The following is a 15,488-nucleotide window of genomic DNA, read 5'->3' as shown; positions in this document are numbered from 1 at the left end:
TCGCATCGAAAGCATGGCGAAGGTGTCCAACCGTCCCTGCGGCGTGCCTCTCGCCTGCGCGCCGAATGCCCTCAGCAGCTGCCGAGGCGGCGGCCGTCGGCGTAGATCACGCAAGGCGCGGCATCGGCCGGCTGCAGGACGCTGCGGCGGAGCGTGTATTCGCTGGACTTGGCGACGGAGCCCGTCGCCATCATGTCGAGATCGGGACGATTGTCGCCGGCCACATAGCTGGCGCTGCGCTCGGCGATCGGCGGCACCAGCAGCGACAGGAACACCGCCAGAGCGCCGAACAGCAGTGTCGCACGGAACAGACCGGTGCCTGCCGCCGGGATGTCCGACGCCGGCTCCTCGATCCGATCTTCGTGCCTGTCGATCGTGCGCATGGTCCCCTCGCAAGGCGGAAGTGAGGGTCCGATCATGCCAGTGGATGGTGAAGGAGCCCTTAAGCCGGCGATGCGCGCCACAGTGCACCCGGTCTTGGGCCGCGCCACCTCCCCGCCGAAGCCCCGGCGGGACGGCTCAGAGCAGTTCGATCAGATGCGGGATCAACGGCTCGTCGGCCGGCGGCATCGGATAGTCGCGCAATTGTGCCGGCCGGACCCATTTCAGCCGCTGGCCCTCACGCGGCATGGCGATGCCCTCGTAGCGCCGGCAGACATAGAGCGGCATCAGGAGGTGGAAGTCGTCATAGGAATGGCTGGCAAAGGTCAGCGGCGCCAGGCACGCCGCCTTCGTCTCGATGCCCAGTTCCTCGCGCAGTTCGCGGATCAGCGTCGCCTCGGGCGTCTCGCCCGGCTCGAGCTTGCCGCCGGGAAACTCCCACAGGCCAGCCAGCGCCTTGCCGGCGGGCCGTTCGGCGATGAGGATGCGGCCGTCGGAATCGACCAGCGCACAGGCGACGACCAGCAGCAGGCGCTGCCCCGGCCCGCTCACGCGCCGCCGCCCGGCGGGGCGCGGTAGACGTAGCGATAGGCCTCGTTGAAGCCGAGCGAACGATAGAGCGACAGCCCGGCCGCATTGTCGGCCTCGACCTGTACCCAGGCGGTCTTGGCGCCCTTGTGGGCGGTATAGCGCAGCGCCGTCTTGACGAGGTCGCGGCCGACGCCGCGCTGGCGCTCCGTGCGGTGCACGGCGACGTCGAGCAGGCCGGCCAGATCGTTGTCGTGGATCGCCAGCGCCACGGCGACCGGCGAGCCGTCCTTGTTCTCGCGGATGAACAGCCCTGTCGGCGGGCGGATCGATTCCAGCACCCCGGTCAGGCCCGAGCGCAGTGCGGCCGCGCGCTCATGTACCGCCAGGCTCGCCTCGACATAGCGGCTCATGTCGCGGATCGGGATGCGATCCACCTGCCCGGCGAGGTCGAGACTGTCGAGATCGGCGGTCATCACCAGGGATTCGTCGAAGCGCGACCAGCCCTTCTCGTCGAGATGGGCGACGAGGTCGGGCGGGGCCAGCGGCGACTGGCGGACCATGATCGAGCGGCCATGCTCGGCAAAGGTCTTGGCCGCCCGCTGCAGGCGCGAAGGAATGTCGGAATTGTCGGACGGGTCGAGCGGATTGACGGAGTTCAGCCGCTTGGCCGGGAACGAGGCGGTGACGCGCACCGCCCAGGTGCCGTCGAACCCGGTCGAGGAGGCGGGCCAGGCGCGAAAGCCCGCCGCCTCCAGGCGTCGCACCACGGCCAGCTGCCGCATCTTCTCAGCTTCGGTAATCGCCATTGATCGCGACATATTCCTTGGTGAGATCGCAGGTATAGACGGTCCAGCGCCCCTGCCCGAGGCCGAGATCGACCCGGATCGGGATTTCGGCGTGGCGCATGACGGCCGCCGCGGCGTCTTCGGAATAGTCCGGGTCGCGCTCGCCGTCGACCGCGACGCGGATGTCGCCGAAATGGATCGCCAGCCGGTCGCGGTCGGCTTCCTCGCCGGCCTTGCCGACGGCCATGACCACGCGGCCCCAATTGGCGTCCTCGCCGGCGACGGCGGTCTTGACCAGCGGCGAATTGGCGATCGACAGGGCGATGCGCTTGGCCGCCGCGTCGCTGGTCGCGCCCTCGACGGTGACCTGGATCTCCTTGCGGGCGCCCTCGCCGTCCCGTGCCACCTGCCGGGCGAGATCGAGAAGCAGCTCGCTCAGCGCCACGCGGAAACCGTCGAGCCGCGGATCGTCGGCGGTCTCGATCGTAGCGCCGCCGCGCGCCGCGGCCGCGCCGGTGGCGAACAGCAGCAGCGTGTCGGAGGTCGAGGTGTCGCTGTCCACCGTCACCGAATTGAAGCTCGGCGCGACGGCTTCCGTGAGCATCGCCTGCAAGGCCGGCGCGGCGATCGCCGCGTCGGTCGCCACGAAGGACAGCATCGTCGCCATGTCGGGGGCGATCATGCCGGCGCCCTTGGCGATGCCGTTGATCGTCACCGTCACCCCGTCGATCGCCACCTGGCGAGTGGCGAGCTTGGGATAGGTGTCGGTGGTCATGATCGCGTCGGCCGCAGAGCGCCAGCCATCGGCGCCCGCCGTTTCCGCAAGACCTGCCAGCAGGCCGGTGAACTTGTGGGCGTCGAGCGGCTCGCCGATCACCCCGGTCGAGGCCAGGAACACCTCGCGCGGCGTCGCACCCACGGCGTCGGCGGCGGCCTCGGCTGTCGCCTCCGTCGCCTGCCGGCCGCGGCGGCCGGTGAAGGCGTTGGCATTGCCGGAATTGACCACGACGGCCCGCGCCGTGCCGCCGGAAAGGCTTGCCCGGCAATGGTCGACCGGGGCCGACGGGCAGCGCGAGGTGGTGAAGACGCCCGCGACCGCGGCCGGCGCGTCGAACACCATCATCAGGACGTCGGTGCGCCCCTTGTACTTGATCCCCGCCGCGGCCGTGGCGATGCGCATGCCGTCGATCGGCGGCAGCGCAGCCAGTTCCGTGGGGGCGAGAGGCGAGACCGGGGTGGACTGGGCCATGGGGATCGCCGACCGCTTACTGCTCGGCGGGCGCGGCCGGAGCGGCCGCGGGATCCATCGACTTCTCCAGCGCCTCGACCTGGCTCTTCATCGCCGGGTCGACATATTCGACCGGCAGCTCGTCGCGGGCCTTCTGGACGAGGCCCATATATTTCTCGCGCAGCACGACCTGGCGGACCTGGTCCTTCACCGCGTCGAATTCGGGCTTCGGCGCCTCGCGCTTCTCCTCGACCTTGATCACGTGCCAGCCGAACTGGGTCTGGACCGGCTCCTTGGTGTAGGTGCCCGGCTCCATGGTGAAGGCCACCTTCTCGAATTCCGGCACCATCTGGCCGGCGCTGAAGAAGCCCAGGTCACCGCCCTCGGGGCCCGACGGACCGGTGGAGCTTTCCTTGGCGAGCTCGACGAAGTCGGCGCCGCCGTCGAGCTTGCCGATCACCGCCTTGGCCTCTTCCTCGGTCTTCAGGAGGATGTGGCGGGCATGGACCTCTTCGGTCGCCGGCATCGCCGCGACTTCCTTGTCGAAGCGCGCCTTCAGCTCCTCCTCGGTGATGTTGGCGACGCCGTTGCGGGCGAAATAGGCGTTGTGCAGCGTGCGCTCGCGCAGGAAGTCGATCTGCGCGGCGACCTCGGGATCGTCCTGCAGCGTCTCGGCCTCGGCCTGGCGAGCCAGCACCTTGATGTCGATCAGCGCCGACAGGACGGCGAGCTTGCGCTGGTCGGCCGGCAGGCGGGCGAACTGCTCGCCGACCTCGGCCGCGGCCGCCTTCAGGTCGCGCTCGGTGATCTCTTCCGATCCGACCCGGGCGACGACGTCCTCGTCGGCGGCATGGGCAGCGGTGCCGAATGCGGCGAAGACCAGCGCGCCGGCCAGAAGGGTCGAACGAAAAGCGGTGTTCATGGCAAAGAACGTCCTTGCGATAGCGTTGGATGGGCAGTCCGAGGGAACGGGAGAGAGGGCCGAAGGTGCCTGCGGCAAGAGATGCAGCCGCTTCTGTTCGTCCCGCCTCGACGGCGCGGTCGCCTCCCGGGCGCGCCGTTGACATCGGTTTGGCCCCCTCTTATCTCTCGCGCCAACCGAAAGTCCAGCCGACTTCCGCAAAGTTTGAAGCCTCCCGAAATTCTGCAAGTTGGTAGGATCGGTGGCATCGGCCTGCAAGCCGGCCACGGCATCGACGGTGCGATATCTTTTGGAAGGACCGGTTATGGTCAGTATTGGCGGGCTCGCCCGTAAGTTGTTGGGTTCGGCGAACGACCGGGTCGTTCGACGCTACGACGCCCGGGTCAAGGCGGTCGCGGCACGCGAAGCCGACATCGCCGCCCTCACCGACGACGAGCTGCGGGCGCGGACCGAGACGTTCCGCAGCGAGATCGCCGCCGGCAAGACCGTCGACGATCTGTTGATCGAGGCCTTCGCCGTGGTGCGCGAGGGCGCCAAGCGTGCCCTCGGCATGCGCCATTTCGACGTCCAGATGATCGGCGGCATGGTGCTCAATTCGGGCGCCATCGCCGAGATGAAGACCGGCGAAGGCAAGACCCTCGTCGCCACCCTCGCCGTCTATCTGAACGCGCTCGAGGGCAAGGGCGTCCACGTCGTCACCGTCAACGACTACCTCGCCCGCCGCGACGCGGAATGGATGGGGCGTCTCTACCGCTTCCTCGGCCTGACCGTCGGCATCATCGTCCACGGCATGTCCGACGAGGAGCGCCGCGCGGCCTATGCCTGCGACGTCACCTACGCGACGAACAACGAGCTCGGCTTCGACTATCTGCGCGACAACATGAAGTACGAGCGCAGCCAGATGGTCCAGCGCGGCCATCGCTACGCCATCGTCGACGAGGTCGATTCGATCCTCATCGACGAGGCGCGCACGCCGCTGATCATCTCCGGTCCGCTCGACGACCGGTCCGAGCTCTACATGACGATCGACGGGTTCATCCCGCAGCTCGACAAGAGCGACTACGACATCGACGAGAAGCAGCGCACGGTGACCTTCACCGAGGACGGCACCGAGAAGCTGGAGCGGCTTCTGGAGGCCGCCGGCCATCTCGTCGGCGATTCGCTCTACGACATCGAGAACGTCGCCATCGTCCACCACGTCAACAACGCATTGAAGGCCCACGCGCTGTTCCAGCGCGACAAGGACTACATCGTGCGCAACGACGAAGTGGTCATCATCGACGAGTTCACCGGCCGCATGATGCCGGGCCGCCGCTTCTCGGAAGGCCTGCACCAGGCGCTGGAAGCCAAGGAAGGCGTGACCGTCCAGCCCGAGAACCAGACGCTGGCCTCGATCACCTTCCAGAACTATTTCCGCATGTACGACAAGCTGGCCGGCATGACCGGCACGGCCCAGACGGAAGCGGCCGAGTTCGGCGACATCTACGGCCTGGACGTCATCGAGATCCCGACCAACCTGCCGATCCAGCGCATCGACGAGGACGACGAGGTCTACCGCACGGTCGAGGAGAAGTTCCGGGCGATCAGCCGCGAGATCCAGGACTGCGCCAAGCGCGGCCAGCCGATCCTCGTCGGCACGACCTCGATCGAGAAGTCCGAGCTTCTGGCCGAGCGCCTGCGCAAGGATGGGCTCAAGGACTTCCAGGTCCTCAACGCCCGCTACCACGAGCAGGAGGCCTATATCGTCAGCCAGGCCGGCGTGCCGGGCGCGGTGACGATCGCCACCAACATGGCCGGCCGCGGCACCGACATCCAGCTCGGCGGCAATGCCGAGATGCGCATCGACCGCGAACTCGCCGACATGGCCGAGGGACCGGAGCGCACCGCCAGGGAAGAGGCCATCAAGGCCGACATCAAGCGGCTGAAGGAAATCGCCATCGAGGCCGGCGGCCTCTACGTGCTGGCCACCGAGCGCCACGAAAGCCGGCGCATCGACAACCAGCTGCGCGGCCGCTCCGGCCGCCAGGGCGATCCGGGCCGCTCCAAGTTCTATTTGTCCCTGCAGGACGACCTGATGCGCATCTTCGGGTCCGACCGCATGGATTCGATGCTGACCAAGCTGGGTCTCAAGGAGGACGAGGCCATTGTCCATCCGTGGATCAACAAGGCGCTGGAAAAGGCCCAGAAGAAGGTCGAGGCGCGCAATTTCGACATCCGCAAGAACCTGTTGAAATACGACGACGTGATGAACGATCAGCGTCGCGTCATCTTCGAGCAGCGCATCGAGCTGATGGATTCCGAGGAACTCGACGAGGCCGTGGCGGACATGCGCCACGCCACGATCGAGGGCATCGTCTCGCGTCACATTCCGGAAAAGGCCTATCCCGAGCAGTGGGAGACCGAGGCTTTGAAGGCGGAGACGCTGGAATACCTCAATCTCGACCTGCCGATCACGGAATGGGCGAACGAGGAAGGCATCGCCGAGGACGACATCCGCGAGCGCATCCGCGAGCATGCCGACCGCGCCGCCGCCGAGAAGGCCGAGCGCTTCGGCCCGCAGGTGATGACCTATGTCCAGCGCAACATCGTCCTGCAGACGCTGGACGCCCTGTGGCGCGAGCATCTGGTCAATCTCGACCATCTGCGTTCGGTCGTCGGCTTCCGCGGCTACGCCCAGCGCGATCCGCTGAACGAGTACAAGTCGGAATCCTTCGAGCTGTTCGAGGCGATGCTGGGCAATCTGCGCGAGCGCACCACTTCGCAGCTCACCCGGGTCGAGATCGTCCAGCCGGAGCAGCGCCAGCCGGCGCCGCAGGTCCCGCCGATGGAGGCGCATCATGTCGACGCCACGACCGGCGTGGACGAGATGGGCGATGGCGCCGCGCGGCTGACCGCCAACTTCACCCCGGCCGCCGCCGACGGCCTGCGCCGCGATCCGGAGAACCCGGACAGCTGGGGCCAGGTCGGCCGCAACGAGCCCTGCCCCTGCGGGTCCGGCAAGAAGTTCAAGCACTGCCACGGCGCCTTCGTCTGAGGCAGACCGCAGCGACACATCGAGGCCGCCGGATCCGAAAGGTCCGGCGGCCTTTTTCGTGCCTTGTGTGTCTTGCGCTGGGGCGCGCGTCGCCGTGAGGGTCGCGGTACAGACCCCACCAGGCAGCCCGCTCTCACCGACCGTGGCCGCGCCTCCGAATGGCCCTGCGGCTCCTGCCCGAACACGAAAAAGCCCGCGACGGATGCCGCGGGCTTTTCCTAAACCGGATGGTTCGGCAGGGCCTGATCGCCCCGCCGCCGTCCGGCTGCGCTATTTCAGGAAGCTCGAGAAGATCGAGCCGCCACCGCCGCCGACGCGGTTGCCTTCGCGGTCATAGCCCTCGCGGCGATGCTGCTCCTGGGCATAGGCCTCGGGCGTGATCGGCTGGCCGGTGCGGTAGCTGAAGGTCGAGGTCTCGGCGAAGTCGCTCGGCGAGAAGCTCGAGGCGATCTTCTCCTCCTCTGCATGGTCGGCTTCCACCTTGGCGACGACCTGCGCCGGCAGGGAGAAGTCCGGGCAAGCGCCCGTGGCCGACAGGCCGGCGACCGTCTCGGCGCTCTGGTCGAAGACGTAGCGGCGGTCGCAGACGCCGACATTGGGCTGCTGGCGGGTCATCTCGAAATAGTCCGAGCCCTTCTTCAGCATCTTCCAGAAGTCGTAATGCTCGGAATTGCGGTGCCGCGCCATATTCTTCGGCGTCATGCGGAAGGGATAGGCCTGGATCTGGAAGGCGCGCTGGCCGCCCTCGAAGGAATGGCGGGCGAGCGAATAGATTTCCTGCACCTGCTCGTCGTCCATGGCATAGCAGCCGGACGAGTTGCACGAGCCGTGGATCATCAGATGCGAGCCGGTCCGGCCATTGGCCCGGTCATAGGTGTTCGGATAGCCCATGTTGAGGGCGAGATGGAAATTGGAATTCGGGTTCAGCTGCGCCGGCGTCACCGTGTAGAAGCCCTCTGGCGCCTGACGGTCGCCTTCCTTCTTCTTCGGGCCGAGCTTCCCGGACCAGGCGCAGATCTCGTAGGTCTTCAGGAGCGCGTAGGTGCCGTCGGTCTTCTGCTTCCAGACCTCGAGGTCCGACTCTTCCTTGTAGAGGCGGACGAGGATCGGCGACTTGACGCCCATCCCGTTGGACTTGATCGCCTGCACGAGAGCGGCCGGCAGCGGCGCTTCGGCGGGCAGCAGATCTTCGTACTGGCAGGCGGAAACTGCGAACATGGCTGTCGCAAGCGCGGCGGCCGTCACGAGGCGTCGAAACAACATCCCCTCATCCCCATCGCATTGACGGCACATCGGCCGTCCCCACTCGGACCGGCGCCTGCGAAGCGCCCGGACCATCGCGGCGGCCATATCCCAGTCGGATATCCCGTCGCATGCCTTTCCCCGTTCTGCCGCAACCGTCGTTAAGCAATCGTTAATGTTCAAAATTAGATCGATTGCCGACGACAGGCCGGACGACGACAGGCTGCGTTGATTTCGCCCCTCACCTTACGTCGTCCGGGAGCATCCTTGCAGAGCTTGAAGCCCAAGGGAACGGGAGGGCGTTGCCGCCAGGCAACAGGCTTTAGAGATTCCGCCCGATGGCGAGGAACTTTTCGCGGCGCTGGCGGCGGAGGCCGTCGCCGTCGAGCTCGGCCAGTTCGGCGAAGGCGGCGCGCACGCGCTCGGCGGCGGCCGCGATGCCCTCGGCGGGTGCCCGGTGGATGCCGCCCAGCGGCTCCTCGACGATGCCGTCGATGATGCCGAAGCCGGCGAGATCCTGCGCCGTGATCTTCATCGCCTGCGCCACGTCGCGGGCGCGGGTCGCGTCCCGCCACAGGATCGAGGCGCCGGCCTCCGGCGAGATCACCGAATAGATGGCGTGCTCGAGCATCAGCACCTTGTTGGCGGTGGCGATGGCGATGGCGCCGCCCGAACCGCCCTCGCCGATGACCAGCGAGACCATCGGCACGCGCAGATTGAGGCAGGCCTCGGTGGAGCGGGCGATCGCCTCGGCCTGGCCGCGCTCCTCGGCGCCGATGCCCGGATAGGCGCCGGCGGTGTCGACGAAGGTCAGCACCGGGATCTGGAAGCGCTCGGCAAGTTCCATCACCCGCACCGCCTTGCGGTAGCCCTCGGGCCGGGCCATGCCGAAATTGTGCTTCAGGCGGGTCTGGGTGTCGGAGCCCTTCTCCTGGCCGATGACCGCGACGGACTGGCCGTCGAAGCGGCCGAAGCCGCTGATGATGGCGTGGTCTTCCGCGTAGAAGCGGTCTCCGGCCAGCGGCACGAAGTCGGTGATCAGGGCAGCGATGTAGTCGAGGCAGTGCGGCCGGTCGGGATGGCGGGCGACCTGGGTCTTCTGCCACGGCGTCAGCTTGCGATACAGATCGGCCAGCGCCTCGCGGGAGCGCTTCTCCAGCCGCTGGATCTCGTCGGTGACGTCGACGGCGTCCTTGCCCTCGATCTTCTTGAGTTCCAGGATCTGGCCTTCGAGATCGGCGACGGGTTTTTCGAAATCGAGATAATTATGCATGGGTGCGCGGCGTCGAGCCGTCCTTCGAGATTTTGGCGACCGGACGCGACGGCCGACTGACCGCAGGGCGCGCGGCGCACGTGGGTCTGGCCCGCATGCGCCCCGCCCGCGGCGCAACGTCTGTGTTGCGGCGGAAACTGGCCATGCGCCGCACCCTTGTCAAGAAAACCGTGCGGCGCATCAATGCCGGCTCTCGTCCGACAGGGGATGATGGTCGGTGACCAGCCGGATCAGCCGCTCTTCCAGGACATGGGTGTAGATCTGGGTGGTCGAGATGTCGGCATGGCCGAGCAGCTCCTGCACCGCCCGCAGATCGGCGCCGTTCTGCAGGAGATGGCTGGCGAAGGCGTGGCGCAGCACATGCGGCGAGATCCGTTCGGCCGGAATGCCGACGCGGGCGGCCAGCGCCTTCAGGTCGCGGGCGAAGGCCTGGCGGGTCAGATGGCCGGTCTCCGACAGGGCCGGGAACAGCCAGCGCCCCTCCTCGCCGACGCCGGCGAGCTTCATAGCCTCGGCGAAGCGGGTCAGCGCATCGCGCGCCGCCTCGCCGATCGGCACCATGCGCTCCTTGTCGCCCTTGCCGCGCACGACGATCATGCGCTGGCGGCCGCGCAGCACGGCCCGCGGCAGGCTGACCAGTTCGGAGACGCGCATGCCGGTGGCGTAGAGCAGTTCGACCAGCGCATGCATGCGCGCGGCCCGCACCAGCCGGGCGGGCGACTGTTCGGGATCGACCGCCTCGGCGGCGGCCCGGTCGAGCAGCCGGTCGACCTCGTCCTCGCTCATCACCTTGGGCAGCGGCCGCTTGCGGCGGGCGCCCTCGATCGGACCGGTCGGATCGTCGCCGCGCCGGCCCTCCACATAGAGAAAGCGGTAATACTGGCGCAGCGCCGACAGCCGGCGCGAGCGGCTGGTCTCGGCAAAGCCGCGGGCGGCGAGCCGGCCGACATAGGCGCGGATGTCCTCGGTGGTGGCGGTCATCAGCGAGCCGCCCTGCCCGGCCATGAAGCCGCTGGCGTCCTCGAGGTCGCGGCGATAGGCGGCAACGGTGTTGTCGGCCGCGCCGCGCTCGACCGCCATCATCTCCAGGAAGGTCTCGATGTCGGCGCCCTCGCGGGCCGAAAGCCCCGTGGCGGCGGGCGCGCCGGGGGCCGGCGCCGGGCTCATGGCCGCAGGCCGCCGCCCGTGCCGGCGGGCTCGGTGGACGGCATCGGAATCTCGACGGTGGTTTCCCGGCGGGTCGGATCGACGAAGTAGACGAGCGCCGCCATGATGCCGTAGATGATGGCCGCAAGGATCAGGAGCGTCGTCAGGAGGCGGACGAGTGTCGGCATCGCGGTCTGGCGAACTCACCTTGGTGTGGGCGTCCCTTGCAATCGCCCGCTTCTAACGCGAACGGGACGCAACGCAAGCGAGACGGGCAGCCCCTGACGGGGTAAACGGCGAACTTTAAGATTTCCTCATGTTTGCATACGGCAAGGGTGGGACGGCTGCGAAAGGCGCAATGAGAAGCGAATTGCCATCGGGCGGAACCGACACCATCCAGGACCGCCTGGGCACGCGTTCCGTCACCCTCGTCGGCCTGATGGGCGCCGGCAAGACCACGGTCGGACGCCGGGTCGCGGCGCTTCTCGACCTGCCCTTCCACGACACCGACCACGAGATCGAGCTGGTCTCGCGCATGTCGATCCCTGAGCTGTTCGAGGCCTATGGCGAGCCCGAGTTCCGGGCGCTGGAGGCCCGCGTCGTCGGCCGCCTCATCGGCGAGGGCCCGCAGGTCGTGGCCACCGGCGGCGGCGCCTACATGCACGAGGAGACCCGCAGCCTTCTCCAGCAGTCGGCGATCACCGTCTGGCTGAAGGCCGATCTCGACACGCTGATGGATCGCGTCCGGCGCCGGGCCAACCGCCCGCTGCTCAAGCAAGACGATCCGCGCGCCGTGATGCGCGGCCTGATCGAGACCCGCTATCCCATCTATGCCGAAGCCGACATCACCATCCCGACGCGCAACGTGAAGCGGGACGTGATCGCCCAGGAAATCATCGAGGCGCTGGACCGCCACCTCGCCACGGAGACCGACCGATGAGCAGTGTTCCCGCCGCCCCTGCCACCACCGACGCGCCGGCCGCGCCCCGCAGCCATGTTAGTGTCGAGCTCGGCGACCGCGGCTATGACATCGTCATCGGCCCCGGCCTGATCGACGTCGCCGGCGAGGAGATCGCCCGGCGCCTGCCCGGCGTGCGCGCCGCCGTCCTCACTGACGCGACGGTCGCCGGCCTGCATTACGAGCGGCTGTCCATTGCGCTCAGGGCCGCCGGCATCGACCACGTGCAGATCGTCGTGCCGCCCGGCGAGACGACCAAGTCCTTCGCGCAGCTCACCGACGTCGTCGACCAGATCATCGGCGCCCGCCTCGAGCGCGGCGACGTGGTCATCGCGCTCGGCGGCGGCGTGATCGGCGACCTCGCCGGCTTCGCCAGCGCCATCGTGCGCCGCGGCATGGGCTTCGTGCAGATGCCGACGACGCTGCTGGCGCAGGTGGATTCCTCCGTCGGCGGCAAGACCGGCATCAATTCGCCGCGCGGCAAGAACCTGATCGGCGCCTTCCACCAACCGGCCCTCGTCCTCTCCGACACCGCCCTCCTCGACACGCTGAGCCCGCGCGAGTTCGCCGCCGGCTACGCGGAAATCGCCAAGATGGCGCTGATCGACCGGCCGGACTTCTTCGACTGGCTCGACGCCAACCGCGAGGCGATCTTCACCGGCGGGCCGGAGCGGGTCGAATCGGTGCGCCAGAGCTGCATCGCCAAGGCCGCCGTCGTCGCCGCCGACGAGCGCGAGGAAGGCAGCCGCGCGCTGCTCAATCTCGGCCACACCTTCGGCCACACGCTGGAAGCGGCGGTCGGCTACGACGCAAAGCGCCTCGTCCATGGCGAGGGCGTCGCCATCGGCACTGTCCTGGCGCATCGCTTCTCGGCCAGGCTCGGCCTCTGCCCGCCCGCCGATGCCGAGCGCTGCGCGGCGCATTTCGCCGCCGTCGGCCTGCCCACACGCATTGCCGAGATTCCCGGTGCGCCGCTCGACGTGGCGACGCTGATGGCCGGCATCGGTCAGGACAAGAAGGTCCGGCGCGGCAGCCTCACCTTCATCCTCACCCGCGGCATCGGCCAGGCCTTCATCGCCAGCGACGTCGACCCGGCCGCCGTCGAGGCCTTCCTGACTGAAGAGTTGACCCGATGAGCGTGACCCTCTGGATTCTCCTCGGCATCGTCCTGGTCCTCGTCTCCATCTCCGCCTTCTTCTCGGGCTCGGAGACGGCGCTGACCGCGGTCTCGCGGGCCCGGCTGATGAGCTACGAGAAGAATGGCGACGCCCGCGCCACGCTCGTCCAGACGCTGATCGAGAAGAAGGACCGGCTGATCGGCGCCCTTCTCATCGGCAACAACCTCGTCAACATCCTCGCCTCGTCGCTGGCGACCACGGCCTTTCTCGGCCTGTTCGGCCAGGCCGGCGTCGTCTACGCGACGATCGGCATGACCGTCATCGTGGTGATCTTCGGCGAAGTGCTGCCGAAATCCGCGGCGATCGCCCGGCCCGACGGCTTCTCGCTGGCCGTCTCGCGGCCGGTGAGCTGGGTGGTGGCGCTGCTCGGGCCGCTGACCCGGGTGGTCAACTGGATCGTCCGCCGCATCCTGGCGCTGTTCGGGGTGAGTCTCGAATCCGGCGCCTCGCTCCTGACCGCCCACGAGGAACTGCGCGGCGCCGTCGAGGTGCTCCACCGCGAGGGTTCGCTGGTCAATGCTGACCGCAACCGGCTCGGCGGCCTGCTCGACCTGCACGAGCTGGAGGTCTCCGACGTCATGGTCCACCGCACCGCCATGCGGCAGGTCAATGTCGATGACGGGCCGATCGAGGTGGTGCGGCAGATCCTGGAAAGCCCCTATACCCGCATGCCGGTCTGGCGGACCCATTACGACAACATCGTCGGCGTGGTGCATGCCAAGGACATCCTGCGGGCGCTGCACGAGGTCGACAACGACCCGGCCAAGGTCGACATCCTCAAGATCTGCGCCCAGCCCTGGTTCGTGCCCGAGACGACGACGCTGCAGGACCAGCTCAACGCCTTCCTGCGCCGCAAGACCCATTTCGCCATCGTCGTCGACGAATATGGCGAGGTCGAAGGCCTGATCACCCTGGAGGACATTCTCGAGGAGATCGTCGGCAACATCGCCGACGAGCACGATGTCGACATGCAGGGCGTCAAGATCGAGGCGGATGGCTCGGTCATCGTCGACGGCCAGGTGCCGATCCGCGATCTCAACCGGGCGCTGGACTGGAACCTGCCGGACGAGGAGGCGGTGACGATCGCCGGGCTGGTCATCCACGAGACCCAGACGATTCCGGAAGAGCGGCAGGCCTTCACCTTCTTCCACAAGCGCTTCACTGTCCTGAAGCGCGAGAAGAACCGCATCGCCAAGCTGCGCATCCGGCCGGCCACCATCCTGGTTCCGCCCAAGAAGGGTGGCCATCATGCCCTGGCGAGCGGCGAGGTCGCGCCCGTGCTGGAGCCGGAGATCGACGATTACGATTACGGCATCGAGACGATCGAGCCGGACGCGACGGATTTCGAGACTGGCGAGGTCGTCACCGAAACGGCGGATCGGGACGAATGGTCGCCCGGACCGCGCCCGGTCGACGCCGACCTGACGAACACCGACGACATGCCCGCCTCGTCCGACGCCGCCGATACGGTCTCCGATCCCGAGGCGACGCGCCGCGACTGAGCGGCACAGCCTGCCGGTATCAGGCGGGCGCACCGGGCGTCGGGTCTCCTGTCAGGCGCCGCGCTCGCCGCTTTGCCGGCCCGCGCTCAGCGGCGACGCGCCTCGCCCGGCGCCGAAACCTCGATGGCGAGGGCATGGACGCCGGCGTCCAGCTCGTCCTGCAGCACCCGGTTGATCGCGCGGTGGCGCGCCACCCGGCTTTGGCCGGCAAAGGCCGCGCTCACGAGTCGCACCCGGAAATGCGTCTCGCCCGATCCGTCGAATGTCGCGTGATGGTCGCTGTCGGCGTGGTGGTGACCGGCATGCAGATGGCTCTCGTCGATGATCTCCAGATGCTCCGGCGCAAACGCCTCGGCCAGCTTGGTCTCGATTGTCGCCCTGGTGTTCATGGCAGTCACTCTCCTGTAGTAGCGGTCGCCGCACCGCGCCAAGCGAAGCTTGCGCGAAGCAGGCGGACCCTCTGCATTTTCGGGCTTTTTCCGGGATGTCAATTCTTGTCCGCACCGGTCCCGGGCACCATTATTGGACGCGATGAAACTCGACTCCGAATATTTCGATGCGATCCGCGTCAAGGGGAAGCGCAAGACCAAGGGCAAGGCGGAGCCACGCCGGGCCGAAGTCTGCGCGTGGGAAGGCTGTAACGAGCCGGGCTCCTACAAGGCGCCGATGGGCCGTGATCACGAAGGGCAGTACCTGCATTTCTGCGTCGATCACGTGCGCCAGTACAACAAGTCCTACAATTATTTCTCCGGTCTGAACGACAAGGACATCCAGCAGCACCTCAAGGATTCCATGACCGGCCACCGGCCGACATGGACCATGGGGCATAATGGCACGGCCGCCGGCAACGGCGCCAAGGCGGCCAGCGCCGCGCGGGCCAAGCGCTGGAACAGCCGCATGCGCGACCCCTTCGACCTGTTCCCGGAGGAGGGTGGCGGGCGCCCGCAGCCGCGGCGCCCCAAGGTCCGCTCGCTGGAGCACAAGGCGTTCGAGACGCTGGACCTCACCGACGAGGCGAGTGGCGAAGCGATCCGCACGCGCTACAAACAACTCGTCAAGCAGCTGCATCCCGATGCCAATGGCGGCGACCGCGGCACCGAGGACAAGCTGCGCGAAGTGATCCAGGCCTACAAACTTTTGAAACAGTCAGGTTTTTGCTAAGCGCGAGGGGAACGCGCCGGCCACCCCGAAAACCAGCGTGCGCAAACGCCATGCGGCGATGATCGCGGAGCCCGTCGGGGCCCCGCCCTCTCGCCCGCAAACCGACAGTGATGACTTGGTCCCCGAGGCTCGCCGGAGAGCCGCCGG

At 67.9% G+C, this 15,488-nt stretch carries 14 protein-coding genes and 1 pseudogene; 5 read left to right on the top strand and 10 right to left on the bottom strand.

Annotation, left to right across the window (positions count from 1 at the left end; translation table 11 throughout):
* Positions 1–71 precede the first annotated feature (71 nt).
* From H536_RS0107595 to H536_RS0107575, 5 genes are all read right to left on the bottom strand, one after another.
* The gene (locus tag H536_RS0107595; RefSeq protein WP_024349892.1) at positions 72–383 is read right to left on the bottom strand and encodes a hypothetical protein; all 312 of its coding nucleotides are present in this window, start codon (positions 381–383) and stop codon (positions 72–74) included.
* 136 nt (positions 384–519) lie between these two features.
* A complete protein-coding gene (locus H536_RS0107590; RefSeq protein WP_009210710.1) occupies positions 520–933 on the bottom strand; it encodes a (deoxy)nucleoside triphosphate pyrophosphohydrolase in 414 nt (137 codons plus the stop codon).
* Positions 930–1,718: a GNAT family N-acetyltransferase gene (locus tag H536_RS0107585; RefSeq protein WP_024349891.1), complete on the bottom strand. Its 789-nt coding sequence runs from the start codon at positions 1,716–1,718 to the stop codon at positions 930–932. Before H536_RS0107585 ends, H536_RS0107590 begins: the two co-directional genes overlap by 4 nt.
* Positions 1,699–2,946, bottom strand: coding sequence for a bifunctional glutamate N-acetyltransferase/amino-acid acetyltransferase ArgJ (argJ, locus tag H536_RS0107580; RefSeq protein WP_024349890.1), 1,248 nt, complete (start codon positions 2,944–2,946; stop codon positions 1,699–1,701). The genes H536_RS0107585 and argJ overlap by 20 nt, the downstream gene beginning before the upstream one ends.
* A gap of 16 nt (positions 2,947–2,962) precedes the next feature.
* Positions 2,963–3,847 carry a peptidylprolyl isomerase gene (locus tag H536_RS0107575; RefSeq protein ID WP_244495381.1) on the bottom strand — a complete coding sequence of 295 codons (885 nt, stop codon included), beginning with the start codon at positions 3,845–3,847 and terminating at the stop codon, positions 2,963–2,965.
* Between the two features lie 304 nt (positions 3,848–4,151).
* Here H536_RS0107575 and secA point away from each other — a divergent pair, with 304 nt between their 5' ends.
* Positions 4,152–6,881, top strand: a complete 2,730-nt coding sequence (gene secA / locus H536_RS0107570) for a preprotein translocase subunit SecA (RefSeq protein WP_024349888.1) — start codon at positions 4,152–4,154, stop codon at positions 6,879–6,881.
* Between the two features lie 270 nt (positions 6,882–7,151).
* On the opposite strand, the gene H536_RS0107565 is transcribed toward secA, so the two are convergent.
* From H536_RS0107565 to H536_RS24920, 4 genes are all read right to left on the bottom strand, one after another.
* On the bottom strand, positions 7,152–8,099 hold the full coding sequence (locus tag H536_RS0107565; protein ID WP_306302715.1) for a L,D-transpeptidase family protein: 948 nt from the start codon (positions 8,097–8,099) through the stop codon (positions 7,152–7,154).
* A gap of 346 nt (positions 8,100–8,445) precedes the next feature.
* Positions 8,446–9,396, bottom strand: a complete 951-nt coding sequence (locus H536_RS0107560; protein ID WP_024349886.1) for an acetyl-CoA carboxylase carboxyltransferase subunit alpha — start codon at positions 9,394–9,396, stop codon at positions 8,446–8,448.
* A 180-nt stretch (positions 9,397–9,576) separates the two neighbouring features.
* On the bottom strand, positions 9,577–10,563 hold the full coding sequence (locus H536_RS0107555; protein WP_024349885.1) for a site-specific tyrosine recombinase XerD: 987 nt from the start codon (positions 10,561–10,563) through the stop codon (positions 9,577–9,579).
* Positions 10,560–10,730 (bottom strand): hypothetical protein, encoded by a 171-nt coding sequence (locus tag H536_RS24920; protein ID WP_169513621.1) that lies wholly within the window; start codon positions 10,728–10,730, stop codon positions 10,560–10,562. Before H536_RS24920 ends, H536_RS0107555 begins: the two co-directional genes overlap by 4 nt.
* 170 nt (positions 10,731–10,900) lie before the next feature.
* Between H536_RS24920 and H536_RS0107545 the strand changes: the two genes are divergently transcribed.
* The 3 genes and pseudogenes from H536_RS0107545 to H536_RS0107535 all read left to right on the top strand — a co-directional run.
* The gene (locus tag H536_RS0107545) at positions 10,901–11,482 is read left to right on the top strand and encodes a shikimate kinase (RefSeq protein WP_024349884.1); all 582 of its coding nucleotides are present in this window, start codon (positions 10,901–10,903) and stop codon (positions 11,480–11,482) included.
* The gene (aroB, locus tag H536_RS0107540; RefSeq protein WP_024349883.1) at positions 11,479–12,636 is read left to right on the top strand and encodes a 3-dehydroquinate synthase; all 1,158 of its coding nucleotides are present in this window, start codon (positions 11,479–11,481) and stop codon (positions 12,634–12,636) included. Before H536_RS0107545 ends, aroB begins: the two co-directional genes overlap by 4 nt.
* Positions 12,633–13,889 (top strand): annotated as a pseudogene (locus H536_RS0107535) (HlyC/CorC family transporter); the annotation flags it as partial. The gene aroB and the pseudogene H536_RS0107535, both read left to right, overlap by 4 nt.
* 377 nt (positions 13,890–14,266) lie before the next feature.
* On the opposite strand, the gene H536_RS0107530 reads toward H536_RS0107535, so the two are convergent.
* Complete coding sequence (locus H536_RS0107530; protein WP_024349881.1) at positions 14,267–14,569, bottom strand: BolA family protein; 303 nt, start codon at positions 14,567–14,569, stop codon at positions 14,267–14,269.
* A 142-nt stretch (positions 14,570–14,711) separates the two neighbouring features.
* On the opposite strand from H536_RS0107530, the gene H536_RS0107525 reads away from it, so the two are divergent.
* Positions 14,712–15,341: a J domain-containing protein gene (locus H536_RS0107525; protein WP_009210722.1), complete on the top strand. Its 630-nt coding sequence runs from the start codon at positions 14,712–14,714 to the stop codon at positions 15,339–15,341.
* Positions 15,342–15,488 lie beyond the last annotated feature (147 nt).

Origin of the sequence: Aurantimonas coralicida DSM 14790 (assembly GCF_000421645.1) — a bacterium.
GTDB lineage: Bacteria > Pseudomonadota > Alphaproteobacteria > Rhizobiales > Rhizobiaceae > Aurantimonas > Aurantimonas coralicida.
Note: the sequence above shows the minus strand (reverse complement) of the source record. Positions and strands in the feature narration are given on the sequence as shown.